At 62.6% G+C, this 24973-nt stretch carries 18 protein-coding genes; 13 read left to right on the forward strand and 5 right to left on the reverse strand.

Annotation, left to right across the window (positions count from 1 at the left end; translation table 11 throughout):
* Positions 1-10: 10 nt before the first annotated feature.
* The 3 genes from AC1RTB_RS08765 (at position 11) to AC1RTB_RS08775 (ending at position 3599) form a co-directional block, all read left to right on the forward strand.
* Entirely contained in the window at positions 11-1045 is a 1035-nt protein-coding gene (locus AC1RTB_RS08765; protein WP_492877888.1) for an extracellular solute-binding protein, read from the forward strand.
* 150 nt (positions 1046-1195) lie between these two features.
* On the forward strand, positions 1196-2392 hold the full coding sequence (locus AC1RTB_RS08770; protein WP_492877886.1) for a serine hydrolase domain-containing protein: 1197 nt from the start codon (positions 1196-1198) through the stop codon (positions 2390-2392).
* Between the two features lie 28 nt (positions 2393-2420).
* Entirely contained in the window at positions 2421-3599 is a 1179-nt protein-coding gene (locus tag AC1RTB_RS08775; protein WP_492877884.1) for a serine hydrolase domain-containing protein, read from the forward strand.
* A 171-nt stretch (positions 3600-3770) separates the two neighbouring features.
* On the opposite strand, the gene AC1RTB_RS08780 is transcribed toward AC1RTB_RS08775, so the two are convergent.
* Positions 3771-4790, reverse strand: a complete 1020-nt coding sequence (locus AC1RTB_RS08780) for an aldose epimerase family protein (protein ID WP_492877882.1) — start codon at positions 4788-4790, stop codon at positions 3771-3773.
* Between the two features lie 287 nt (positions 4791-5077).
* On the opposite strand from AC1RTB_RS08780, the gene AC1RTB_RS08785 reads away from it, so the two are divergent.
* The 10 genes from AC1RTB_RS08785 (at position 5078) to iolB (ending at position 17267) form a co-directional block, all read left to right on the forward strand.
* A complete protein-coding gene (locus AC1RTB_RS08785; protein WP_492877880.1) occupies positions 5078-5899 on the forward strand; it encodes a TIM barrel protein in 822 nt (273 codons plus the stop codon).
* 323 nt (positions 5900-6222) lie between these two features.
* Complete coding sequence (locus AC1RTB_RS08790) at positions 6223-7146, forward strand: sugar ABC transporter substrate-binding protein (RefSeq protein ID WP_492877878.1); 924 nt, start codon at positions 6223-6225, stop codon at positions 7144-7146.
* Between the two features lie 189 nt (positions 7147-7335).
* Positions 7336-8874, forward strand: a complete 1539-nt coding sequence (locus tag AC1RTB_RS08795) for a sugar ABC transporter ATP-binding protein (protein WP_492877876.1) — start codon at positions 7336-7338, stop codon at positions 8872-8874.
* A 34-nt stretch (positions 8875-8908) separates the two neighbouring features.
* Positions 8909-9952, forward strand: coding sequence for an ABC transporter permease (locus AC1RTB_RS08800; RefSeq protein ID WP_492877874.1), 1044 nt, complete (start codon positions 8909-8911; stop codon positions 9950-9952).
* 103 nt (positions 9953-10055) lie between these two features.
* Positions 10056-11051 (forward strand): inositol 2-dehydrogenase, encoded by a 996-nt coding sequence (gene iolG, locus AC1RTB_RS08805; RefSeq protein ID WP_492877872.1) that lies wholly within the window; start codon positions 10056-10058, stop codon positions 11049-11051.
* Positions 11052-11220: 169 nt separating this feature from the next.
* Positions 11221-13155 (forward strand): bifunctional 5-dehydro-2-deoxygluconokinase/5-dehydro-2-deoxyphosphogluconate aldolase, encoded by a 1935-nt coding sequence (locus AC1RTB_RS08810; RefSeq protein ID WP_492877870.1) that lies wholly within the window; start codon positions 11221-11223, stop codon positions 13153-13155.
* A 20-nt stretch (positions 13156-13175) separates the two neighbouring features.
* Positions 13176-15026: a 3D-(3,5/4)-trihydroxycyclohexane-1,2-dione acylhydrolase (decyclizing) gene (gene iolD, locus AC1RTB_RS08815; RefSeq protein ID WP_492877868.1), complete on the forward strand. Its 1851-nt coding sequence runs from the start codon at positions 13176-13178 to the stop codon at positions 15024-15026.
* 242 nt (positions 15027-15268) lie between these two features.
* Positions 15269-16186, forward strand: a complete 918-nt coding sequence (iolE, locus tag AC1RTB_RS08820; protein WP_492877867.1) for a myo-inosose-2 dehydratase — start codon at positions 15269-15271, stop codon at positions 16184-16186.
* A gap of 60 nt (positions 16187-16246) precedes the next feature.
* Positions 16247-16450, forward strand: coding sequence for a DUF3329 domain-containing protein (locus AC1RTB_RS08825; protein ID WP_492878195.1), 204 nt, complete (start codon positions 16247-16249; stop codon positions 16448-16450).
* Positions 16451-16454: 4 nt separating this feature from the next.
* A complete protein-coding gene (gene iolB / locus AC1RTB_RS08830) occupies positions 16455-17267 on the forward strand; it encodes a 5-deoxy-glucuronate isomerase (RefSeq protein ID WP_492877865.1) in 813 nt (270 codons plus the stop codon).
* 55 nt (positions 17268-17322) lie between these two features.
* On the opposite strand, the gene AC1RTB_RS08835 is transcribed toward iolB, so the two are convergent.
* Genes AC1RTB_RS08835 through AC1RTB_RS08850 form a run of 4 tightly spaced genes read right to left on the reverse strand, consistent with a single transcriptional unit; the run spans position 17323 to position 24859 of the window.
* A complete protein-coding gene (locus AC1RTB_RS08835) occupies positions 17323-18942 on the reverse strand; it encodes a GNAT family N-acetyltransferase (RefSeq protein ID WP_492877863.1) in 1620 nt (539 codons plus the stop codon).
* Positions 18943-18973: 31 nt separating this feature from the next.
* Positions 18974-20317: an HlyD family type I secretion periplasmic adaptor subunit gene (locus AC1RTB_RS08840; RefSeq protein ID WP_492877861.1), complete on the reverse strand. Its 1344-nt coding sequence runs from the start codon at positions 20315-20317 to the stop codon at positions 18974-18976.
* Between the two features lie 12 nt (positions 20318-20329).
* Positions 20330-22807, reverse strand: coding sequence for a type I secretion system permease/ATPase (locus tag AC1RTB_RS08845; RefSeq protein WP_492877859.1), 2478 nt, complete (start codon positions 22805-22807; stop codon positions 20330-20332).
* Between the two features lie 21 nt (positions 22808-22828).
* A complete protein-coding gene (locus tag AC1RTB_RS08850; RefSeq protein WP_492877857.1) occupies positions 22829-24859 on the reverse strand; it encodes a type I secretion protein in 2031 nt (676 codons plus the stop codon).
* Positions 24860-24973: the final 114 nt, after the last annotated feature.

Raw genomic sequence — 24973 nt, forward strand, 5'->3', positions numbered from 1 at the left:
GAGTATTGCCGTGAAATCGAGATTGTCCGCCGCTACCGCGGCCCTGGCACTGCTGGCCACAACGGGCCTCGCCCACGCTGAAGGTGCGCTCAACATCTATAATTGGGGCAATTACACCAATCCGGACGTCATCAAGAAGTTCGAGGAGAAGTACAAGGTCAAGGTGACGATCACCGACTACGACTCCAACGACACGGCACTTGCCAAGGTGCGCCAGGGCGGCAGCGGCTTCGACATCGCCGTTCCCTCGCAGACGCATCTGCCGATCTGGATCAAAGAAGGCCTTTTGCTCGAGACCAATCCTGGCGGCATGGAGAACGCCAAGAACATTGCGCCGGAATGGGCCAATCCAGAATTCGATCCCAACCGCAAATACTCCGTGCCGTGGGCCTGGGGTACTGTTGGCACTGTCGTCAACACCAACACCTATAAGGGCGACATCAATACCTGGGCGATCATCTTCAATACGCCGGACGAGCTCAAGGGCAAGGTCAACGTCGTTCCTGAAATGAAGGACGTCATGACCGCTGCCGTGCACTATGTCGGCGGCAAGCAATGCACGGCCGACAAGGACGTGCTGAAGAAGGTGCGCGACCTTTTGGTTGCTGCCAAGCCGAACTGGATCGCCATGGAATATGGCGCTATCGACAAGATGAAGGCTGGCGATTTCCAGGCATCCACCACCTGGAACGGGGCTGGACTGCGCATCCGGCTGGCGCGACCCGAAGTTCACTTTGGCTACCCGAAGGAAGGTTTCACCTACTGGAGCGACAACGTCGTCGTGCTGAAGGACGCCAAGAACGTCGAGAACGCCAAGCTGTTCCAGAACTTCATCATGGACCCGGAGATCGCAGCCGGGCTTTCCGCCTATCACCGCTATGCCAACGGCATCGCCGGGTCGGAGAAGTTCATGCCAGCCGAGATGAAGGACGCACCCGAGATCGTTATTCCCGAAGCCAGCAAGCCGCATGGCACGATGGCGATGATGTGCGCGCCGGAGACCGATGCGATCTACACCAGGATCTGGACCGAACTTCAGAAGTAAGGGCTGTCCCTTCTCCCCGTTTACGGGGAGAAGGTGCCCCAAAGGGGCGGATGAGGGGCAGCACCAAGCCTTGAAGAGTTCGCGCCGCCCCTCATCCGCCTGCCGGCATCTTCTCCCCGTAAACGGGGAGAAGAGATAAGGTTGAGAGACATGAGTTCTTACCGCAACAGCGATGTGCCGCCGCCGATCATGCAGGGCTCGCCGCCTACCATGATGCCATCCAGGTTGGACTGGGACACCCCGCCCTGGAACCGCTGGTCGTTCCAGCACATCCGCGAAATCCTGCCGACATCGGAGGTGTGGCGGGGTGCGGGGCCGGTGCGTGTATTGCCGCGTGCCGAGGTCGATCTCGACCAGTTGCCGGTCACCGACAGCGAGGGCAAGCCGACGACGCTGGCTGGCCTGCTCGACGAGACCTATACGGACGGCATTCTGGTGCTCAAGGACGGCAAGATCGCCTATGAGCGCTATTTCAACGGCATGACCGAGCGCACGCCGCATTTGTCGCAATCGGTGGCGAAATCGGTGACAGGAACCGTGTTCGGCATCCTGGCCGGGCGCGGGGTGGTCGATCCGCGGAAGCTGGTGACCGATTATCTGCCCGAACTCAGCGTGACCGGCTGGCGTGGCGCGAGCGTTCAGCATGTTCTCGACATGACCACGGGCGTGCGATTCAGCGAGGCTTATACCGATCCTTATTCCGACATCGGCCAGGTCGACGTCGCCTCGGGCTGGAAGGCGGTTCCGCCTGATACCGACCCGGCGTTCCACTGGCCGGAAAACGTCTTCGAGCTGATCCTGCGGCTGACCGAGACGACACGCCCGCATGGCGCGCAGTTCGAGTACCGCTCGATCGAAACCGACGTGCTGGCCTTCATCATGGAGCGCGCCACAGGCAAGCGTTTGCCGCAGCTCGTTTCGGAGGAACTTTGGCAGAAGATCGGAGCGGAGGAGAATGCTTTCTTCACCGTCGACAGTGCCGGCTACGCGCTGGCCGATGGTGGCTTTAACGCGACGCTGCGCGACTACGCCCGCTTCGGCCAGACGATCCTCGAAGATGGCGCCGGGATCGTGCCGGCCGCGTGGATCGCCGACACCCGTCAGGGCGTGCACGGCCCCGATTACAGTGCTTCGATGCCGGAAGGCAGCTACCACAACCAGTTCTGGATCGAGGATCCACGCTCGCGCGCGCTGATGTGCCGGGGCGTGTTCGGGCAGCTCATCCATATCGACTGGGACACCAGGATGGTGACGGTGAAGCTGTCGACTTGGCCCGACTTCACCTCGGTGCCCTATTCGGTGGCGACCTTGAAGGCCGTGCACGCGATTTCGGCGGCATTGGCCTGAACGCAAAGATCAGCAGCAGGATAAGATCATGACGTCATCCACCGTGTTCGAGCAAACTTTCGGCTTTGCCCGCAGCGACGTGGCGCTCGCCAACTGGCGCGAGGAACCCTACAGCCGCTGGGCTTTCCAGAATGTCGGCGAGATGGTGCGCAGCGCGCGGATATCAGCCGTCGAAGGCAACGCGGAAGACGAGGCCGTCGATCTCGGTGGGCTGCTTGCCGAAAAGGTTGCGATCAACGGCCGGAACGAGACGGTTGCCGGCTTCCTCGAACGCTCGTCGGCAGACGCTCTGGTGGTGATGAAGAAGGGACGCTTCGTCGGCGACTGGTTCGCGCCAACGATGCGGCCGGATGCACGCCACATCATTTTTTCGATCTCGAAGTCGCTGACGGCGATCCTTGCGGGCGCGCTCGAGGCCGACGGCAAGCTCGATCCGAACGCGCCCGCCACCACCTATGTGCCCGAGGCCAAGGGCTCGGTCTATGCCAATGCGACGGTGCGGCACGTGCTCGACATGACCGTCAGCCTCGATTTCGAGGAAGCCTATCTCGACCCGGAAAGTGCATTCGCCCGTTATCGCCGCGCCACCATGTGGAACCCGGGCGGCGGGACCGAAACGCTGCGCGAATTCCTGGTCACGCTGCAGCAACTGGACGAGTCGCACGGCCAGACTTTCCGCTACCGTTCGCCCAATTCCGACCTGCTCGGCATCATTGTCGAGCGCGCTTCGGGCCAGCGTTATGCCGACCTCATGTCGGAGAAGCTGTGGCGGCCGCTTGGCGCCAAGCGCGACGGTTTCGTCACTGTAGACGCGGAGGGCTCGGCGCGTGCCGCCGGCGGCGTGTCGGTGGCGGTGCGTGATCTCGCCCGCGTCGGCGAGATGATGCGGCAGGGCGGTATGGCCGCAGGCGGGCGGATCGTGCCGCAGGCCTGGGTCGAGGATACGATCCATGGCGGCGACGCCGAGGCGTGGCGGCGTGGCGACATGGTCAATTTGTTCGCCAATGGCCGCTATCGCAACAAATGGTACCAGAGCGGCAATGCCAGCGGTGCCTATTGCGGCATCGGCATTCATGGCCAGTGGCTCTACGTTGATGAGAAGGCCGAAGTGGTCATCGCCAAGATGTCGTCGCAGGCATTGCCGGTCGATGATCCGCTCGACCTCGACAATGTGGCGTTCTTCGAGGCGATTTGCGCGCGGGTTTGAGGTCAGGCGATCTCGCGAAAATGCCACAACGCCGGGATCGAGATGGCCCAGTCATGCCCGACAACATTACGCCTTGCCGCAGTGGCGGGACGGTGGTCGTTGAGTTTCTCCCGTCCACCTTCTCCCCGGAATGGAATGACAGGGGGAGGGAATGGTGAAATGCTCTCGCGCCTACTCCACCGTCGAGAACCGATATTCGGTGACCTGCGAATAGATCTCGCCGGGCCGCAGCACAGCACTGGGGAAATGCGGGTGGTGGATGGCGTCGGGGAAGCGCTGCGGCTCGAGGCACAGCGCGCCATGGCGCACCGGTTCGATGCCGCCGCGCAAGGGTGGAGCAACCGGCAGGAAAGCACCATCGTAGAATTGCAGCCCCGGCTCGGTGGTCCACAGGTCGAGCCGGATGCCCGAGCGTGCGCCTTCGAGCCGGGCAGCGTGCCAAGGTTCGGGCGCCGGCTGCATGGCCAGCACGAAATTGTGGTCGTAGGCGGAATGCGCGCCGTCCGGCCCGTTGCGGATCGGGCGTAGCTCGCGGAAATCGAAGATGGTTTCGTCGGTCGCCAGCACCTCGCCGGTTGGAATGCCTTGCGTGTCGACTGGCGTGTAGGCCTCGGCGGCGATTTTGAGGCGGTGCTCGAGGATCGAGCCAGAACCGTCGAGGTTGAAATAGGCGTGGGTTGCGAGATTGACCAAGGTGGGGGCGTCCGAGCGCGCGCCGAGTGCGATGCTCAAGCGGCCGGCAGTGAGCGAATAGCGGCAGGTGGCGATGACCTTGCCCGGATAACCCTGGTCGCCATCTGGCGAGGTCAGAGCGAGCAGGACGGAGCTCTCGTTGGTGTCGACGATGGTCCAGTTGCGGCGGAAGAAGCCGTCACCGCCGCCATGCAGGTGAGTGCGGCCGGCCTCGTTGAGGTCGAGCTGGTATTCCTCACCGTCGAGCGCAAAGCGCCCGCCGGCGATGCGGTTGGCGCAGCGCCCGGCGATGGCGCCGAAATAGCCGCCATGGGCGAGGTAGCCGTCGAGATCGTCGAAACCGAGGATCACCGAGCGCGGTCCGCTCGGCGTCTCAACGATCAGATCGGCAAGTGTTGCCCCGAAGGTGAGGATCTTTGCCTCGATGCCTTGGGCGGCAATGGTGATCGCTTCGACCAGCGATCCGTCGTCCATCCGTCCGAATTCCGTGACCGGCATTTTTGACACCTCCGCGAGGGCAAGCCACCCCAACGCAGAGTCACGGAAACCGTGTCGATTCTCAAGCAGCTTTTGTCTGATTTGTCAGGCGGCGAGCAGGCTCTTGAAGGCGAGGCCATTGCCGTCGAAAACCCACGCCATGTGCCGTGTCTCGTGCCCAACAAATCTATCAGAGATGATGGTTTTTCGTCATCTTCCAGATTGACTATTCCGTGGCTCGGGCGGAATGGAATGAAGGTGCCGTCGACGTGTCGCTGCGGCGTCTGTTTTCCTGGGAGGATGTCGGCATGGCCACGACCAGCAATCTCAAATTCGCGCTGAACCATATGGTGGCGCCTAATTTCAAGCCGGCAGAATTCTTCGCGCTGTGCCGTAAGCTCGGCCTCAAGGATGTCGAAATCCGCAACGATCTCGCCGGCAACGCCATTCTCGATGGCACGCCGGCCAAGGCGATCCGCGATCTGGCGGCTGAAAATGGAATATCCATTTTAAGCATCAATGCGCTGCAGCGTTTCAATGAGTGGAACGCGGCGCGTGAGGCCGAGGCCATCGAACTCGCCGACTATGCTCGCGACGTAGGCGCTGCGGCACTCGTGCTGGTGCCGGTCAATGACGGTTCGGGGCGAGGCGAGGGTGAGCGGCAACGCAAAGTGCGGACGGCTCTTGGCGCACTGAAATCGATCCTGGGCGACAGGGGCATTCGTGGGTTGGTCGAGCCGCTCGGCTTTGAGATCTGCTCGCTGCGCTCCAAGCGCGAGGCGGCTGAGGCCATCGCCGACGTCGACGGCGCCGCCATCTTCCGCATGGTGCATGACACGTTCCATCATCATCTCGCTGGCGAGCGGGAGATTTTTCCCGCCATGACCGGCCTTGTGCATATCTCCGGCGTCGACGATCCCACTGTGAGCGTCGCCGATATGCGCGACCCGCACCGCATTCTGGTCGATGCCGGCGACCGGCTCGACAATGTCGGCCAGATCCGCGCGCTGATGGCGGGCGGTTATGCCGGGCCGCTGTCGTTCGAGCCATTCTCGCCCGCCGTTCACGGTCTTGCCGACCCAGCCGGCGCACTCGCTGCAAGCATCGACTTCATCCAGTCCCGCGTCTGAAAAAAGCGCGCTGACAGGCTGCCTGCGCAAGCGTGGGCGTCCCGTGCCGCGCGCAGGTTTCATCGAATGCAAATCGAAGGCCCGCACCGATGCCCGGCAGCGGAATATCTCTTGACGTTCGTGCTGGATATGGAATAAATATTTCATATACAAAAAACACGGCCCGAACATTCTGAAATCAGGGTCGGCACCATCGGAAGGCGGGTGCGAGCTGATATCGCGGAGGAGCGATGGTGGCGCCCGTGGATATGGGTCTTCGGCTGAGCCGCGGACTTCCGGCACTATGGGGTGCGGCCGGGCACCATTCTTGGAGGAGAGTGATCATGAAGAAATATCTGCTCGGCGCAGCCCTGTGTGCGCTGATGACGGGCTCGGCGTTCGCTGCCGACATCGGCGTCAGCATGGCCAATTCCGATACGTTCCTGACTGTCCTGCGCAAGGGTATCGAAAAGGCCGCGGCCGATGCGAAGCAGCCGGTCGTGATCGAAATCGCCGATGACGACGTCAACAAGCAGCTGTCGCAGGTCCAGAACTTCATCGCCGCCAAGGTCGACGCCATCATCGTCAACGCCGTCGACACCTCGGCGACCACGCCGATGACCAAGCTCGCCAACGACGCCGGCATTCCGATCGTCTACGTCAATCGCCAGCCGATCGACGTCGATGCGCTTGGTCCGAAAGGCGCCTTTGTCGCATCCAACGAAGCCGATTCCGGCACGCTGGAAACCAAGGAAGTCTGCCGACTGCTCGGCGGCAAGGGCGACATCCTGGTCATGGTCGGCGATCTCGCCAACCAGGCTGCCGTGATGCGCACCAAGGACGTGCATGACGTGATCGCCACGCCCGACTGTGCCGGCATGAAGATCCTCGACGAACAGACAGCCGGCTGGGATCCGGTCAAGGCGCAGGACCTGATGACCAACTGGATCGCCGCCGGCCACAAGCCTGCTGCTGTGATCTCCAACAACGACAACATGGCGATCGGGGCGATCAATGCCATGAAGGCTGCCGGTTGGAACATGAAGGAAGTGGTCGTCGGCGGTGTCGACGCGACGCAGGAAGCGCTCGCCTATATGAAGGCCGGCGACCTCGACGTGACCGTGTTCCAGGACGCGGCCGGCCAGGGTGGCGGCGCCATCAAGGCGGCCATGGCGCTTGCCAAGGGCGAGAAAGTCGAACCCAAGGTGTGGATTCCGTTCCAGCTGGTGACGCCTGCGAACATGGAACAGTTCGTCTCCAAGAACTGATATGATCCGCGAGATGCGCCGCCAGATGACGGCGGCGCATTTTCTTAGAGTGCCGGCGTCCATCTGGACGGATAAGAGCACTCCAAGTCCTTGAAACCACGCATCGTGTTTTTCCGAATTCGCTTCGGGCCGATGCGGTAGATGCTGCCTCAAGCTGCGCTTGAGCCGGGTCTGGGAGGACCGATCGGTATGCAGAGCCCCGCTATGATGGACGCGGCGCGCGACAGTGGCGCTGTGGGCCCTTCCGATTATCTGCTCGAAGTGGCTGACGTGCGCAAGGAATTCCCTGGCGTGCTGGCCCTCGACAATGTCCAGCTTCGCCTCAAGCGCGGCAGCGTGCATGCCCTGATGGGAGAAAACGGCGCCGGCAAGTCGACGCTGATGAAGATCGTCGCCGGCATCTACACGCCCGACTCCGGCAGCTTCAAGCTGCGCGGCCGGGACATCCGCCTCAAGGGGCCGCTCGACGCGCTCGAAAACGGCATCGCCATGATCCATCAGGAACTGAACCTGATGGCGCCGATGTCGGTGGCCGAAAACATCTGGATCCGCCGTGAGCCGACGAGCCGCTTCGGTTTGGTCAACCATGGCGAGATGCGCCGCAAGACGGTGTCGCTATTCAAGCGCCTCAACATCGATATCGACCCTGACGTGCAGGTCGGCACGCTGAGTGTCGCCAACCGGCAGATGGTCGAGATCGCCAAGGCGGTGTCTTACGAATCCGACGTGCTGATCATGGACGAGCCGACATCGGCGCTGACCGACCGCGAGGTCGATCACCTGTTCACGATCATCCGAAGCCTGAAGGCAGACGGCAAAGGCATCATCTACATCACCCACAAGATGAACGAGTTGTTCGAGATCGCCGACGAGGTGTCGGTGTTCCGCGACGGCAAATACATCGCCACCAAGTCCTCCCATGAGGTCAAGCGCGACGACATCATCAAGATGATGGTCGGGCGCGAGATCACCCAGATGTTCCCCAAAGAAGAGGTGCCGATCGGCGAGGTGGTGCTGTCGGCCAAGGGGCTGACCCTCAAGGGTGTATTCGCAGACGTTTCCTTTGATGTGCGCTCGGGCGAAATCCTCGGTATCGCCGGGCTGGTCGGCTCGGGCCGCTCCAACATCGCCGAGACCATTTTCGGCGTCACGCCAGCCAGCAGCGGCACGATCGAACTGTTTGGCAAGACCGCGCGCATCAACAGCCCGGCCGAAGCGATGCGTCACGGCTTGGCGTTCCTGACCGAGGACCGCAAGGAGACGGGGTGTTTCCTGTTGCTCGACATCCAGGAGAACACCCAGATCGCTGTGCTGCAGTCCGGCTACGTCAAGAAGGGCTTCGTCAGTCAAAAGCAGCTCAGCCGCGACTCCGTGGACATGAGTGCAGCACTTCGGGTGAAGACGCCCGACATGGCCGAGCCGATCATCAATCTTTCGGGTGGCAACCAGCAGAAGGTGCTGATCGCCCGCTGGCTTATGACCAAGCCCAAGATCCTGATCCTCGACGAGCCGACGCGCGGCATCGACGTCGGTGCCAAGGCTGAAATCCACCGGCTGATCTCGAAGCTCGCGGGCCAGGGCGTGGCGGTCATCATGATCTCGTCGGAGATGCCCGAGGTGCTGGGCATGAGCGACCGCATCATGGTGGTGCATGAGGGCCGGGTTACCGGCTTCCTCGACCGCTCCGAGGCCAGCCAGGTCAAAATCATGGAACTCGCGTCGAACTGAACGACGCTCACAAGCTGCACAGGGTGGAAGAACCATGTCGACGAAAGAGATAGCGGGACCCGCAACCGTCATCGGGAGCAAGAAACGCCTGCCCCCGGAAGTCTCGATCCTGGGCGTGCTGATCGGCATCGCCATCATCTTCGAGATCCTGGGCTGGATCTATGTCGGCGACAGCTTCCTTGCCAACAAGCAGCGCCTGTCGATCATCATCCTGCAGGTGTCGGTCATCGGCATCATCTCGGTCGGCGTCACCCAGGTGATCATCACCGGCGGCGTCGACCTGTCGTCGGGTTCGGTCGTCGGCCTTGCCGCGATGGTGGCGGCGAGCCTGGCGCAGACGTCGCTCAACCCAAGGGCGGTCTACCCGTCGCTGACCGACATTTCGCCGATCTGGGCGATCCTCGCCGGCCTCGGCGTCGGCCTGCTTGCCGGCTCGGTCAACGGATTTCTGATCGCAAGAACCAAGATACCGCCCTTCATCGCGACGCTGGGCATGATGGTGTCGGCGCGCGGCCTTGCCAAATGGTACACGCTCGGCCAGCCGGTGGCACTGCTCGACGACAGCTTCACCTGGCTTGGCAAGAGCTTCAACATCATGGGCTTTCCGCTGCCGCTGCCGGTGATCATCTTCCTTCTGGTGGCGATCATTTTCCATATCGCGCTGGGCTACACCCGCTACGGCAAGTTCACCTATGCCATCGGCGCCAACCCGCAAGCCGCTCGCGTGTCCGGCATCAATATTGGCGGCCACCTGATCAAGGTCTATGCCATCGCCGGCCTGCTTTCCGGTCTGGCGGGCGTGGTGACGGCGGCGCGCGCCGCATCGGGCCAGCCAGGCATGGGCGTCGCCTACGAGCTCGACGCGATTGCGGCGGCGGTCATCGGAGGCACCTCGCTGTCGGGCGGCGTCGGCAGGATCACCGGCACCGTCATCGGCACGATTATCCTGGGCGTGATGACCTCGGGCTTCACCTTCCTCAAGGTCGGCGCCTATTATCAGGAAATCGTCAAGGGCATCATCATCGTGACGGCTGTGATCATCGACCAATATCGCCAAAATCAACGCAAGAAGGGTTGAAGACGAAATCCGGACCGTTCGGCATCCCGTCAACGGGCGGTCCGCCACCCCTTACAGATCAAAGTGCAGGCCCGGACGGGCGGGCCAAGGAAATGAGGTTGTCATGACAGTTCGGTTTGGTGTCCTGGGCGCAGGCCGTATCGGCAAGGTTCACGCGAAGGCTGTGGCGTCCAATCCGCAGGCGAAGCTCGTCGCGGTGGCGGACGCCTTCGAAAAGCCGGCCAAGGATCTGGCCGAGGCCTATGGCTGTGAAGTCCGTTCCATCGAGCAGATCGAAAAAGCGTCTGATATCGACGCGGTGGTGATCTGCACGCCAACCGACACGCATGCCGATCTGATCGAGCGCTTCGTGCTCGCCGGCAAGGCGGTGTTCTGCGAAAAGCCGATCGACCTCGATGCGGCACGCGTCGAGAAGTGCCTGGCCGTGGTCGACAAGGCCGGCGGCACGCTGATGGTCGGCTTCAACCGCCGCTTCGATCCGCATTTCGCCGCCGTACGCAAGGCAATCGACGACGGCGCCATCGGCAAGGTCGAACAAGTGGTGATCACCTCGCGCGATCCGGGCCCGCCACCGGCGGAGTACATCACGCGTTCGGGCGGCATCTTTCGCGACATGACCATCCACGACTTCGACATGGCGCGCTTCCTGCTCGGTGCCGAGCCGGTGGCGGTGACGGCGACGGCCTCGGTGCTTGTCGACAAGAAGATCGGCGAGCTCGGCGACTTCGACAGCGTCAGCGTCATCCTGGAGACGGCGACCGGCCAGCAATGCGTCATCACCAATTCGCGCCGCGCCACCTATGGCTATGACCAGCGCATCGAGGTGCATGGTTCGGACGGCATGGTGGCTGCGGAAAACCAGCGCGCCGTGTCGATCGAGGTCGCCAACGCCATGGGCTATACGCGCCCACCGCTGCACGACTTTTTCATGACCCGCTATACCGAAGCCTATGCCGCCGAAATCGCCGCCTTCATCGCCTCGGTGACCAAGGGCGCCAAGGTTTCGCCGAGCGGCCGTGACGGGCTGATCGCGCTACAGCTGGCGGACGCGGCGCTGAAGTCGGTCAAGGAAGGCAAGACGGTTCGCCTGAAGGGCTGACCTCGGTAGCAACCACCACCCCCGGCCTGAGAGGCGGGGGTGGTGAAGCACAATCTGTTGAGGGAATGAACATTCCGATTGACTGAGTTGTGGAATTGAAATTTCATTGTTTGGCCTGCGGCAAATCACGCGAGGCAGGCCGGCGCGGCGGAGCGACCGGGAGGAACACATGGCCGATCCCAACACCCAGCCTACAGCGCTGCTCGATGTCATCACCATCGGCCGCGCTTCGGTTGATCTCTACGGCCAGCAGACCGGTTCGCGGCTGGAGGATGTCGCGTCTTTCGCCAAGTCGGTCGGCGGCTGCCCGGCCAACATCGCCATCGGCACCGCCAGGCTCGGCCTGCGCTCGGCACTGCTGACGCGCGTCGGCGACGAGCATATGGGCCGCTATATCCGCGAACAGATGCTGCGCGAAGGCGTCTCCGACAAAGGGCTGGTGACCGACAAGGAACGGCTGACAGCATTGGTGCTTTTGTCTGTCGAAAACGACAAGACGTTCCCGCTGATCTTCTACCGCGAAAATTGCGCCGACATGGCGCTGAACGAAGACGATATCGATCCGGATTTCATCCGCTCGACGCGGGCCATCGTCGTTACCGGAACGCATTTTTCGCGCCCCTCCACCGATGCCGCGCAACGCAAGGCGATGCGGCTGATCAAGGAGGCCGGCGGCAAGGTGGTGTTCGACATCGACTACCGCCCGAACCTGTGGGGGTTAGCCGGCCATGCGGCGGGCGAGAGCCGCTACATCGCCTCAGATGCCGTCTCCAACCACCTCAAGGGCGTGCTGGCCGATTGCGACCTGATCGTCGGCACCGAAGAAGAGGTGATGATTGCCTCGGGCGAAAGCGAGTTGCTCGATGCGCTCAAGACCATCCGCGCGCTGTCATCGGCAACCATCGTGCTCAAGCGCGGACCGATGGGCTGCATCGTCTATGACGGTCCGATATCAGACGATCTCGAAGCCGGCATCATCGGCAAGGGATTTCCGATCGAGGTCTACAATGTGCTGGGTGCCGGCGATGCCTTCATGTCAGGTTTTTTGCGCGGCTGGCTTGGGGGTGAAACGCTCCATACGTCCGCCACCTGGGCTAATGCTTGCGGCGCCTTCGCCGTGTCGCGGCTGCTGTGCTCGCCGGAAATTCCGACCTTCGAAGAGCTGCAGTTCTTCCTCAAGAACGGCAGCACGCAGCGCGCCCTACGCAAGGATGAGGCGATCAACCACGTTCATTGGGCAACGACGCGGCGCACCGATATTCCTTCGATGATGGCGCTGGCCTGCGATCACCGCATCCAGCTCGAAGACATCGCCACCCGTGTCGGCGCCGATCCCGCGCGCATCCGCGACTTCAAGGTGCTGGCGGTGAAGGCGGCGGCCAAGGTCGCCGGCGGCCGCGACGGTTACGGCATGCTGATCGACGAGAAGTTTGGCCGCGAGGCGATGTTTGAATTCGCCCGCCATTCCTTTGGCTGGATGGGCCGGCCTGTGGAATTGCCGGGTTCGCGGCCGCTGCGTTTCGAATTCTCGCAGGACATCGGCTCGCAACTTGTCGAATGGCCTGTCGATCACACCATCAAATGCTTGTGTTTCTACCATCCCGACGACCCCGCCGAACTCAAGACCGAGCAGCAGCAGAAGCTGCGCACGCTGTTCGAGGCCGCGCGGAAAGTCGGCAGGGAACTCTTAATCGAGATCATCGCCGGCAAGCACGGCAAGCTCGACGAAGACACCATTCCGCGTGCGCTGGAGGAACTTTACGGGCTCGGCATCAAGCCCGACTGGTGGAAGCTCGAGCCGCAGGCTTCTGCCGCCGCATGGAAGAAGATCGAGGCGGTGATCACCAAGAATGATCCATATTGCCGGGGCGTGGTGCTGCTCGGGCTGGAAGCGCCGCTCGCCGAGCTGGAGGTGGCCTTCGCTGCGACCGCCGATGCCTCGGTGGTCAAGGGTTTCGCTGTCGGCCGCAGCATTTTTGCCCATGCGGCGGAGCAGTGGCTGGGCGACAAGATGACGGACCAGGCTGCGATCGACGACATGGCGCAGCGTTTCGAGCAGCTGACCAAGGCGTGGCTTGCGGCGCGCGGCCGTCGGGCGGCATAAGCAAGGCGGGAGGAATTATCATGACCAAAACCATTCGCCTGACCATGGCGCAGGCGCTGACGCGCTATCTCACGCGCCAGATGACAGTGATCGACGGCCAAAAGCTGCCGCTGTTTGGCGGTGTTTGGGCGATCTTCGGCCACGGCAATGTCGCGGGCCTCGGCGAGGCGCTCTACCAGGTCCGTGACGAGCTGCCGACCTTCCGCGCCCACAATGAGCAGGCGATGGCGCATGCGGCGATCGCTTACGCCAAGACCAATTTCCGCCAGCGCATGATGGCCGCGACCAGCTCGATTGGACCAGGTGCGGTCAATATGGTGACGGCGGCGGCGCTTGCCCATGTCAACCGCCTGCCGGTACTGCTCTTGCCTGGCGATGTCTTCGCCAACCGCGTGCCAGATCCGGTGCTGCAGCAGGTCGAGGATTTCGGCGACGGTACGGTTTCTGCCAATGACTGCTTCCGTCCGGTGTCGCGCTATTTCGACCGCATCACCAGGCCGGAACAGATCATTCCGGCGATGGCACGCGCGATGCAGGTTCTGACCGACCCGGCCGAATGCGGACCGGTGACGCTTTCGCTGTGCCAGGACGTGCAGGCCGAGGCCTATGACTATCCCGAGAGCTTCTTTGCCGAGAAGCTGTGGACGCAGCGCCGCCCACGGCCCGACCGCGACGAGCTTGCCGCTGCCGCGGAAGTATTGAAGGGCGCGAAGAAACCGCTGATCGTCGCCGGTGGCGGGGTGCTTTACTCCCGCGCGTCGGAAGAACTCGCCCGCTTTGTCGAGGCGACCGGCATTCCGGTCTGCGAGACGCAAGGCGGCAAGTCGGCGCTGACCGACGCGCACGCGCTCAACATGGCCGCTGTCGGCGTGACGGGCACTGCCGCCGCCAACCGGTTGGCCGAAGAAGCCGATGTGGTGTTGGCGATCGGCACGCGGTTGCAGGATTTCACCACCGGCTCGTGGTCGCTGTTCAAGAACGCGGGCAAGACCATCATCGGCCTCAACGTCCAGCTGTTCGACGCCGCCAAGCATCGCGCGTTGCCATTGGTTGCCGATGCCCGGGAGGGACTCGCCGAGCTTTCAGCTGCCGTGAAGGGCTACAAGGCGCCAGGCGCGTGGACCGAAAACGCCAAAGCTGGCAAGGCGGAATGGCGCAAGGCGGCGGCCAAGGTGACGGCGGCGACGAATGTAGCGTTGCCCTCCGACGCACAGGTGATTGGTGCTGTGCAGCGCACGCTTGGCAGCGAGGTCATCGTTTTGCATGCAGCGGGCGGCTTGCCCGGCGAGATGCACAAGCTGTGGCAGGCGGGTAGCCCCGGTTCCTACCACTCCGAATACGGCTTCTCCTGCATGGGCTACGAGATCGCCGGCGGCCTCGGCGCCAAAATGGCGCGGCCCGACAAGGAGGTCGTCGTCATGATCGGCGACGGCTCCTATTTGATGCTGAATTCCGAGATCGCGACGTCGGTGATGCTCGGGCTGAAGCTGACGATCGTGCTGCTCGACAACAGGGGCTATGGCTGCATCAACCGGCTGCAGATGGCGACCGGTGGCGCCAACTTCAACAACCTTTGGCGCGACAGCCGCCACGAGGTGCTGCCCGACATCGACTTCGTGGCGCATGCGAGAAGCCTTGGGGCAAATGCCGAAAAGGCATCGTCCATCGCCGATCTTGAAGCGGCCCTTGGCCGGGCGCGCGCAAATGACCGCACGACGGTGGTGCTTATCGACACCGATCCGCTGATTTCGACCGACGCCGGCGGCCACTGGTGGGACGTCGCGGTGCCGGAGGTGAGTTCGCGTGCGGAGGTCAAGGCGGCCCGCAAGGGCTATGAGGAAAAGCTGAAGCAGCAGCGGGTCGGAGACTGACAGCTCGCGCTGCCCCTCACTGTCCTGCCGGACATCTCTCCCCGTAAACGGGGAGAGAAACGCCGTCCGCACTGATTTCGCCAATCGGCACCGCTGGCGATGATTGGCGATGGCCTCGGTGACAGCCGTTCTCTCCCCGTTTACGGGGAGAGATGTCCGGCAGGACAGTGAGGGGCAGCGCCGGCGACAGAAGATTACATGCCGTCCGCTTGGATGGTCGAAAACGACACTGGAGAACTGACGTGAAAGCCAAACTGGGCATGTCCCCCATCGCGTGGTGGAATGACGATCTTGCGGAACTGAGCGATGACGTGTCGCTGGAGGAATGCCTGGCGCAGTCGCGGTCGGCAGGGTTCACCGGCATGGAGCAAGGCCGCCGTTTCCCCAGCACGCCTGAGGAAATGCTGCCGATCCTGAGGCATGCCGATGTCACCCTGTGCGGCGGCTGGTTCTCCGGCACGCTGGTCAACGAGGAATTGGCCGCCAACAAGGATCGCATCCAGCCGATGATCGACCTGTTCAAGGCGGTGAACGCGCCTTGCATCGTTTACGGCGAGGTCGGCCGCTCGATCCAGGGCGACCGTTCAAAACCGCTGGCCATCAAGGCCGTGCTTTCCCAAGACGAGATGAAAGCCTATGGCCGCAAGCTGACCGATTTCGGCGAATGGTGCGCGGAGCAGGGCATGCCGCTGTCCTACCATCATCACATGGCGGCGGTCGTGCAGTTCGAGCACGAGCTCGATGCGTTCATGAAGAACTCGGGCGAGGGCATTCCGCTGCTGCTCGACGCTGGCCACCTGGCTTTCGCCGGCGGCGACGTGCTGCGTGCCATCGACAATCACCACAAGCGCATCAGCCACGTGCATGTGAAGGATGTACGCATGGAGATCATCCAGGGCCTTGACTGGTCAAAGCAGTCCTTCCTCGACGCGGTGGCACTTGGCGCGTTCACAGTACCGGGCGACGGCTCGCTCGATTTCGGCGCCATCGTGCAGAAGTTCGCCGACTATGGCTATGAAGGCTGGTTCGTCGTCGAGGCCGAGCAGGACCCCAGGAAGAATCCGCCGCTCAAGATGGCTGAGGTCGGCTACAAGGAGTTGATGCGGGTGATGACGGCTGCCGGCTACACAGTCGAAACTCAGGGCTTTCCTGATACTTGAGCGCAGTCGTGAGGCCAGCTACGATCTGAAACGGTTCACCGGCGAGGCAGTGCTCAATTGATCCAGGACCAGAACCACCCGTTCTTCCGACCGCTGTGGCGGCGTATCGCGATTGTCGTCTTCTGCGCGGCGTGGTCGGTATTCGAGTTTGTCACCGGTTCCGGTTTCTGGGGCACGCTTGCCGGCGGCATGGCCGCCTATGGTGCCTGGCAATTCCTCATCACTTACAAGCCCGGCACCGACGTTGCCGCCGACAAGGAATGAGAAGATGTCCAAACTTCTGATCAAGCCCAAGCACGGCACCGGACGCGTTACCCATGTGACGCCCGAAATCGCCGGTTGGACCTATGTCGGCTTCGATCTGCACAAGCTCGAACCCGGCGACACCTATGGCGACTGGACGGCCGACCGCGAGACCTGCCTGGTGCTAGTCTCAGGCAAGGCGCATGTGCGGGTCGGCGAAGAGGACCTTGGCACGCTGGGCGAACGCATGTCGCCTTTCGAAGGCAAGCCGTGGTCTGTCTATGTGCCGGCGGGTGGCGACTGGTCGGTGCGCGCCGAGACCAATGTGGAACTCGCCGTTTGCACAGCTCCTGATCTCGGAGGCGACTTGCCGGTGCGGGTGATCGGGCCTCAAGACGTCAAGCAGGAGACGCGCGGCAAGGGCACCAACACGCGCTACGTCACCAACATCCTGCCCGAAAGCGAACCGGCGGATTCGCTGCTGGTGGTCGAGGTCATCACGCCTGGCGGCCACACGTCGAGCTATCCGCCGCACAAGCACGACGAGGACAATCTGCCTCATGAGTCGATGCTTGAGGAGACCTATTACCATCGGCTCAACCCGCCGCAGGGTTTTGCCTTCCAGCGCGTCTACACCGAGTTCAACGATGCGGGGCATCGCGATCTCGACGAGGCGATGGCGGTCGAGGACGGCGACGTGACGCTGGTGCCCAAGGGCTACCATCCGTGTGCCGCCTGCCACGGCTACGACCTCTATTATCTCAACGTCATGGCCGGGCCGAAGCGGACGTGGAAATTCCACAACGCCAAGGAGCACGAGTGGCTGCTGAAGGCGTGACGTCCGGCGGCCATGTGGGCCGCGAGGATGACCGTGCGGCCACGCTCCCGCCTGCCTACAAAACCCCAACAAGCTGGCGCGCAGCCTTGGGCTGCGGGTTGAGCATGATGTAGCTCGGCCGGGTTTGCCGCTTCAACCGCGTCAGCAACGCCCTGGTTTTGACCAGCAAGGTGTCGCTACCCTGCATCGCCTCAAGCTCATGCTGGAGCGCTTCGAGCGTGTCGATGGCGTCTTCGCTACGGTCAAGCTCGGCAAGGCTCTTGGCCAGCGAAAATTTCGCTCCGGCAAAATTGCCGTCCAGCTCAAGCGAGCGGCGGAATGCCTCGACGGCACCAGCGTGATCGTCGAGCGCCTGTGCTGCAAATCCCAGCCTGAACCAGACCTTCGCCGATCTGGGCGCAATGGATGCCAAAGTTTCGAACAGGCGGTGCGCTTCGCGGTGATCGCCCTTGTCGGAAACCAGCTGGCCTAGACCATAAAGCGCTGTTTCATGCAGCGGATCGGTGCCCAGGATCTGGCGATAGCCGCTTTCGGCGCGCGCCAATTGGCCCTCTCGATGAAAGCGCGTCACCTCGGCGAAGACGCCGTCGAGCGAACGCGGGTTGAGCCGGTTGCCGACGTTCAGTCCGTCCTTGGTGTAGATCACGGCGCAGCGGATCTTGCTCTCGGTGACGCCGAAGGCAAATTTGTAGGGCTCGTCGCCGCGCAGGAAGTCGTAGGTACCAAAGCCGCGCTCGATGGCAAGCTGGATGCTGTGGCCGTGCAGGATGAGCCCGACGGGGATCGATGTCGCCGTCTCGTCGCGGCCGGAGATGTAGAACAGCATCTGCTTTTTCATGGGGTCGACAAAGCTCGCCAGCGCACCGAGCGGCCTGTCGCCCTGCCACAGCACCGGCATGAACAGCGACCCGGTCTCGAAGCTCGTCTGCAACACGACCTTGTTGTGGCGAATGATCGACTGCAGCCGGTTGCCCTTGCGCGCACCCCAGCGGATGCGCCAGAAATCGAGCATCATGTCGATGTCGCGATCAAGCGTTTCGGCGTCGGCATGGGTGACGCGTAATGCGCCCGCGTCGACCTTGCGCATGAAGCGCCGCAGCTTCTGGCGCGTGTTGGTGCTCAGCACATTGTCGAGGTAGCCTTCGAAACTGTCGGGCAGGCTGGCCGCGAAGCAGCGGCAGTTGTTGACATTGTCCTCGGTGTTGACGCGGCTATATTCGCGCAACGCCAACGTCTCGCGTGGAAACTGGCCAAGGAAGGCCAGCAACCGCTCGTCCGACATGCGGATGTTTTCGAGATGGATGTTTGTCCAGGCCATGTCGCGCATGTGGCGGCCGAAGGCCTGCATCGCCTGCAACGCGAAGGCGGGCGTGCAAATGGCGCCGGCATAATCGGCGGCATAGTTGCCGGCCATGTTGATATCGTTGGAGAAATGTCCGGTTTCGGTGTCCAGCCTGATACGCAGGCGCAGAGGCATGAACCCGGCATAAGGCGTTCCCGGTCCACCGTCGCGCGCAGCGAGGACGAACCAGGTGCCGTCATAGAGGCGGATATGCCGCGAGAGCCATGTCCAGGACAGGAAGAACTGGGCTTCGGGGTCTTCATCATAGACCAGGTTCCAGTTTTCCCTGATCTCGTCGAGCTTGCCTGGATCGGTGATGACGTCGACCTGCATGTTGTCCCCCAGCTCGCTGGCTTGATCTCGCTCAGCGCTCCATGAACGCACGCGACATGGAGTCGGCGATCGGCTTGGTCAGGTACCTGAAGAAGGTGCGTTCCTGGGTCTGGACCAGAACCTCGGCCGGCATGCCGGGCGTTGGCGAGAAGCCGTGCACCCGATTGAGTTCGCTCGTCGGCAGGCTTACGCGGGCAAGATAGACTTCCCGTGCCACAGGGCTCGAACTGTCGGGAAGGGCATCGGCGGAGACGTAGATTACCTGGCCATTGAGCACGGGCGTGGTGCGCCGGTTGAGTGCGGTAAGCCGAACCGCCGCACTTTGGCCGACGCGCACATTGTCGATGTCGGCGCGGGAAATCAGCGCCTCGATCACCAGCGGAACATCCGATGGCAGGATTTCCAGGATCGGCTTGCCGCTTTCGATGACGCCGCCTGAGGTATGATAATACATACGCACGATCGTGCCGGCCACCGGCGCGTTGATGGTGACGCGGTTGAGCACGCTCTGCGCCTGGCGCAACTGCTCGCGAACCGTGTCGAGATCACCTTCAAGGTTCTGCAATTGGTCGAGCGCGACCTGCTTGTAGGCCTCTTCGGCCTGCTTGATCTGCTGCTCCAGCTTGATGACCTCGGCACCGGTCTCGGAGACCTGGGCTGCGAGCCGGCCGATCTGGCCATCGGCATCGGCCATGGCGCGCTGGATCGACTTGAGTTCGGTTGCCCTGAGAAGCCCCTTGTCGGCCAGTATCTTCTTGCCGGCATACTCCTCCTTCATCAGCTCCAGCTGCCGCTCGACCGCGTCGTGTTGCTGCTGATAGCCGTCGGCGCGGTAACGGAAGCCGGAAATGTTTTGCTGGAGAAGGTCGATCTCGCTCTGGAGCTTGTTGCGCGCGGCATCGAAATTCAATTGCTGGCTATCGACGATCGGCTTGATCTCAGGATCGTCCATGTTGTCGGTCACGTCTTTCGGATAGGATATCTGCAGGGACTGGGTGACTTCGGCCGTCAAGCGGGCGGCGATGGCATCCAGGCGCACCTGGCGCAGGAACAGCTGCCGCTCGGTTGCTTTCGCTGCCGTTTCGTCGAGACGAACCAGTGGCTGGTCGTAGCGAACCCGGTCGCCTTCGTTGACCAGAAGCTCCTTGATGATGCCGCCTTCGAGATGCTGGACGATCTTGTTCTGGCCCGAAGCCACAAACGAACCCTGGGCGATGATGGCCGCGGCGAGCGGGGCGGTGAAAGCCCAGGTGCCGAAGCCGCCGAAGGTCAGGGCGATGAGCAGCAGGCCGACTTGGGTTTGCTTGGTGATCGAGCGCGGCACGTCGGCGTACCATTCGAGATCGTGGACCTTTACGATTGCCGAGTCGCTCATTGCATTGCCCGCCTATTGGATCTGATGGCCGAAGGAACCGCCTTCGATGCTCAGGCCGCGCTGGGCCAGAGCCTGGAGGACGTCCTGCCGCGCGCCGAACAAAGCCACGGTGCCGTTGACCAGCAGCAGGATCTTGTCGACGCTCTGCAGCAGAGCCGGCCGCTGGGTTATGGTGATGACGGTGATCTTGTTTTCCTTGGCGTGCTGGAGCGCGCGTGCAAGGGCAACGTCACCGGCCGCGTCGAGATTGGAGTTCGGCTCGTCCAGCACCACCATGCGCGGGTTGCCGAAGAAGGCGCGGGCGAGCGCTATGCGCTGCTTCTGACCGCCGGACAGTGGTGCGCCATCCGACGCCACAAAGGTCTCGTAGCCGTGTGGCAAGGTGGCGATCATCTCGTGCACGTCGGCGAGCTGGGCTGCCTGGTAGATCTCGGCATCGCTGGCGTCGTCGCGCATGCGGGCGATGTTGGCCTTGATCGAGGCGGGGAACAGCTGCACGTCCTGCGGCAGGTAGCCGATGTTTTCACCGAACTGGCGCTGATCCCAGTTGCGCAGATCCATCAGGTCGAGGCGGACGTTGCCCGATGTCGGCAGGATCGACCCGACCAGCATCTTGCCGAGCGTCGTCTTGCCGGCACCCGAATTGCCGATGACGGCCAGGGAATCTCCCGGCGCCAGCGCGAAAGTGATGCCGTTGAGCACGACCCGCTTGGTACCTTGCGGCACAAACAGCAGCCGCTCGACATCCAGGCGTCCTTCTGGACGCGGCAGGTTGAGGCGCTCGAAATTGAGCGGAGAGGCCTCGAGCAGGCTGGCGATACGGCCATAGGCGGCGCGGGACTGGATGACCTGGTTCCAGCCTTCGATGGCGCCTTCGATGGGCCCGAGCGCACGGCTGGCGATGATCGACGCGGCAATCACCATGCCGCCGCTCAGTTGGCCATCGAGCGCGAGATGCGCGCCCCAGCCAAGCATTGCGATCTGGGTGAGCAAACGGGTTGCCTTGGATGCCGAGGCAAAGGCGATGTTGCGGTCCTGGGCGATGACCTGGGCGCGCAGCGAGCTTGCCGTATCCTTGCCCCAGATGCGGACAGCCTCGGGGATCATGGCGAGCGCGTTGATGATCTGCGAATTCCGCGCCATCGAGTCGAGATGCAGATTGGCCTTGCTGTTGAAGGTGTTGGCTTCGCTGAAAGGTGCCTCGGTCGCGCGCTGGTTGATGATGGTGATGACCAGCAGGATCAGCGACGTCGCAACGACGATGAAGCCGAGATGCGGATGCACCAGGAACACGGCGAGCACAAAGAACGGCGCCAGCGGTGCGTCGAGCAGGGTCAGAAGCGTACCCGAGACCAGAAATGTGCGGAGCTGCTGGAGGTCGCTCAGGGTCTGGTATTCGCGACCGTTCGAGTGCAGCGCCGCGCGGGCGGCAGCGCTCAGGATCGGCGCGCCAAGCTGGGCTGCGACCTCAACGGCGGTGCGCATCAGGATCAGGCGTCGGATGGCGTCGAAAACTGTCTGCAGCACGACGGCCCCGACGATCACGATGGTCAGCATGATCAGCGTGTCGACGGAACGGCTGGTCAGAACGCGGTCGGAAATCTGGAACAGATAGAGCGGTATCGCCAGGACCAGGACGTTGCTCGCCAAGGTGAACAGCATGACGATCAAAAGATTGCGCTTTACGACCTGGAGGCCGGTCTTGAGCGAGGCGGAAAAATCGACCGGTCCCAGGCGCTTGTGGAAGACGCCCCCGCCACCTCCGCCGCCCCCACCACCGCCGCCACCGCCATCGACGTTGCCCCCGGTCGGGCCGTTGGTGTCGGGCAATTTCTCCTTGGCCTTGATCGGCCCGTTGTCGGCGTCGATCACCTTGCCGACCGGTGTTGCGGGCTTGCCCTTCATCTCGGTCTTGGCTTGCGGCTCGGCAACGCGCATTTCGGGAGGAGGGTTTTTTTCTGGTGCGGCCTGTGTCTCGCGCGCCGGCTCGACGGGCATTGGGCGGGGCGGAACAGGGTCCTGCCGATCAGTGGCCGGAGTCTCGAAAATTGCGCGCTGGGCCGGTTGAGGCTGGGACGGCGGTACGACTTCAGCGGGGGGCTGGGAGGCGCCTTGTGCTGAAATGCTCCGCTCGACAGATGTCACGATTGGCGCGGCGGCCGATGGGCGCGCGGGCGGTGTGTGCTGACTGGCAGTGTCGGCGAGAGGCGCCGATGCCGGGACGACGACATCAGGTTGCGGGTGCGCCGTTGCGGCTTCAGCCTTATTGTCGGCTGCCTCGTGCAATTCGCCTATGACGTTGTCGATGTAGCGTTCGAGGCGGTCGAGGGCCTCTTCCTGGGACGCGACGGCACTCGACAACTTCTCTTTCTCTTCCGGTGCGGGCTTGGCCTGCACTGGCTTCGGACGTGGCTGGGAGCTTTCCCCCAGGTAGTCGTCGTCCGCCGCGTTGTGGAAGACACCCCAACCCTGCTCGCGGTCGTCAGTCATGTTCGAAATCCTCCGAAGGGCTCAGCCCAGCATGTGCTGCATGACGTCGGCCGATGCGGAATCGGCTGGCTGCGGCGTGATATGGTCTTGATGGGGCGTGCTGCTCGTGTCGTGGGTGCTGTCGGTCAAGAAGGCGACAGCTTCGTTGGCGAGGATGTTGGGATTTTGCGCCCCGAGGTCGGGAGCGCTCGAAACGAGGTTGGCCTGGATCAGGACTTCATCGGAGTAATGTTCACCGCCGACGTAAATCTTGTTGGCGCCATCAACACTGACGATGGTTGCGTGGTTGGCCAGTTGATCGTGGCCTGTGGTGATCGTCCAGGTGGCATTGGGATCGGGAGCGACCTTGCTCATGGCAAGCGCCAGCTGATCGCTGTCGCCCATGACGGTCGTCTGCTTGATGTATTGCAGGTTGTAGACGTCACCCGAGACGTAGAGCACGCGCAGCAGGCCAGCGCCGGCGAAGGCTGGATCGTGCAGGATCGATGTCGACAGGTCGTGCTTGCCCGCCCCGAAGTCGCTTGCCGCCTTGGTGTAGCCGTCCGGCAGCGTCTGGTAGACGCCATTGCCTACATTGACGATGTTTGCCTGATTCCACGTCAGGTTTGCGCCTGTCGAGACCGACCCGTGGCCAGTCGTGTGAAAATCCGCGGCAGCACCGATGGTGTTGTTGCTGACCAGCACGTTGAATTGCTGGATGAGGCTGGCGTCATAGACATTGCCGCCGACGATGATGAGATCGTAGTTGTGGCCGAGTTCGTTGAGGTCAACGCTGTTGAACGAGGTGTTGGAGCCGGTCGACAAAGCCGTGTGAACGCCTGACGAAGCCGCGACGACGACATCGTTGTCGCTGACGAAGCTGACCTGGTTGACCCAGTTCATCATCATCAGGTCGCCGGTGATCTGCGTCACCACATAGTAGGCCGGGAAGTCCGTGGGAGCCGTCGCCGGTGCGTGATCGGCGGTCGGGTCGATGTGCTTGAACATCGCGATGTTGAAGCTCTGGTCCGGGCTGTGGGTGGTCTGCCAGCCGCCGAGCGCCGCGCCGATGCCGTCGCCGTCGCATATGGCATTGACCTGGACGATGGCGTGAACCGAGACATGGTTGCCGATGACGGCCATGACGCTTGCCGAGGCCCAGTCGTTGACGACCGTGGCGGAGTTGATGACGGTATTGCCGCCGGTCGAAATGTTGACGCTCGGGCTGACCGTTCCGTCGCCCCAGCCATGCATGAACTGGCCCGAGTCAGGTGCCACCGTTGTATTGAGCGGGGCTTGCGGAGTGCCTTGGGTCGTGTCCTTGACCTTCAGGTAATCCACATAGTCTGCCATCTTGGGCGTGTCGGCTTCGTTGATGAGCTTGCCGTTGAGATAGGTGCCGTCAATAGAGGTGCCCTTTGTGGTGAATATCTCCGCGTTGCCGTGACCGTCGGCGCTGAGGCTGTCGAGCCGCGTGATCGCCGTGGTGACGAACTGCGCCATCTCCTGAGCCGAGCCCGGAAGCGTCAGGTCGTTGATCGGACTGATGCTGGATGCTGCCTGATGCAGCGCGTCGAGCACACCGTTGTCCACCGGCGGCGGCGTGAACTTCAGCCCACTGCCCCCGACACTGACATAGTCGTCGTCTGAAAGACGGATCTCCTGGTTGAGGATGAAGGCGATCGAGCCTGGCGGGTCGATCACCGGCAGGTGGACCTGATCACCTGCATCATTGAATACGCGAGGGAAATAATGATCTGGCGGGGAAAGGTACTGGCCATCTGGAATAGGGACCTCCGGAGGCGCGTAGGCGACGTATGGCAGTACCGAGGCCATTTCAATGCCCGGCTTGACGGGCTGATATGGCACGTAGGGATCGAAGTCCTGCAGTTGGTGGGACGCATCGATCTTGATGGTGACTGTCGGGTGATCGGCTAGCTGTTCGTCGGCCTTATGCGTGGCCCTGAACTCGTCGTAGGCCAGCTTGAGACGGGCTTGTTCCGCCGACGTCTCGAACAGGCCGATGAAGTGAGCGATCGTCTCGGTGACCTTACCGAAATATGCGGAATACATGGTATCGCCTCCGCCCGGAGTTCAGGCGCGGTGAGGCTGATTGAGGGCTCCACCGGCCAGGGAAGGACTGCGCGGGGGCACCGCGCAGTCCAGCTTGCTTGGCCCCGTATTGAC

The sequence above is a fragment of the Aminobacter sp. GW821-FHT11F06 genome (genome assembly GCF_058808215.1).

Excerpts from the sequence above, each read along its gene's own strand:
- AC1RTB_RS08780 (WP_492877882.1), bottom strand. The coding sequence starts at position 4,790 with ATGCCGGTCACGGAATTCGGACGGATGGACGACGGATCGCTGGTCGAA.
- AC1RTB_RS08835 (WP_492877863.1), bottom strand. The coding sequence starts at position 18,942 with ATGCAGGTCGACGTCATCACCGATCCAGGCAAGCTCGACGAGATCAGG.
- iolB (WP_492877865.1), top strand. The coding sequence starts at position 16,455 with ATGTCCAAACTTCTGATCAAGCCCAAGCACGGCACCGGACGCGTTACC.
- AC1RTB_RS08810 (WP_492877870.1), top strand. The coding sequence starts at position 11,221 with ATGGCCGATCCCAACACCCAGCCTACAGCGCTGCTCGATGTCATCACC.
- iolG (WP_492877872.1), top strand. The coding sequence starts at position 10,056 with ATGACAGTTCGGTTTGGTGTCCTGGGCGCAGGCCGTATCGGCAAGGTT.
- AC1RTB_RS08800 (WP_492877874.1), top strand. The coding sequence starts at position 8,909 with ATGTCGACGAAAGAGATAGCGGGACCCGCAACCGTCATCGGGAGCAAG.
- AC1RTB_RS08840 (WP_492877861.1), bottom strand. The coding sequence starts at position 20,317 with ATGAGCGACTCGGCAATCGTAAAGGTCCACGATCTCGAATGGTACGCC.
- AC1RTB_RS08845 (WP_492877859.1), bottom strand. The coding sequence starts at position 22,807 with ATGACTGACGACCGCGAGCAGGGTTGGGGTGTCTTCCACAACGCGGCG.
- AC1RTB_RS08790 (WP_492877878.1), top strand. The coding sequence starts at position 6,223 with ATGAAGAAATATCTGCTCGGCGCAGCCCTGTGTGCGCTGATGACGGGC.
- AC1RTB_RS08770 (WP_492877886.1), top strand. The coding sequence starts at position 1,196 with ATGAGTTCTTACCGCAACAGCGATGTGCCGCCGCCGATCATGCAGGGC.
- AC1RTB_RS08850 (WP_492877857.1), bottom strand. The coding sequence starts at position 24,859 with ATGTATTCCGCATATTTCGGTAAGGTCACCGAGACGATCGCTCACTTC.
- AC1RTB_RS08775 (WP_492877884.1), top strand. The coding sequence starts at position 2,421 with ATGACGTCATCCACCGTGTTCGAGCAAACTTTCGGCTTTGCCCGCAGC.
- iolD (WP_492877868.1), top strand. The coding sequence starts at position 13,176 with ATGACCAAAACCATTCGCCTGACCATGGCGCAGGCGCTGACGCGCTAT.
- AC1RTB_RS08785 (WP_492877880.1), top strand. The coding sequence starts at position 5,078 with ATGGCCACGACCAGCAATCTCAAATTCGCGCTGAACCATATGGTGGCG.
- AC1RTB_RS08795 (WP_492877876.1), top strand. The coding sequence starts at position 7,336 with ATGCAGAGCCCCGCTATGATGGACGCGGCGCGCGACAGTGGCGCTGTG.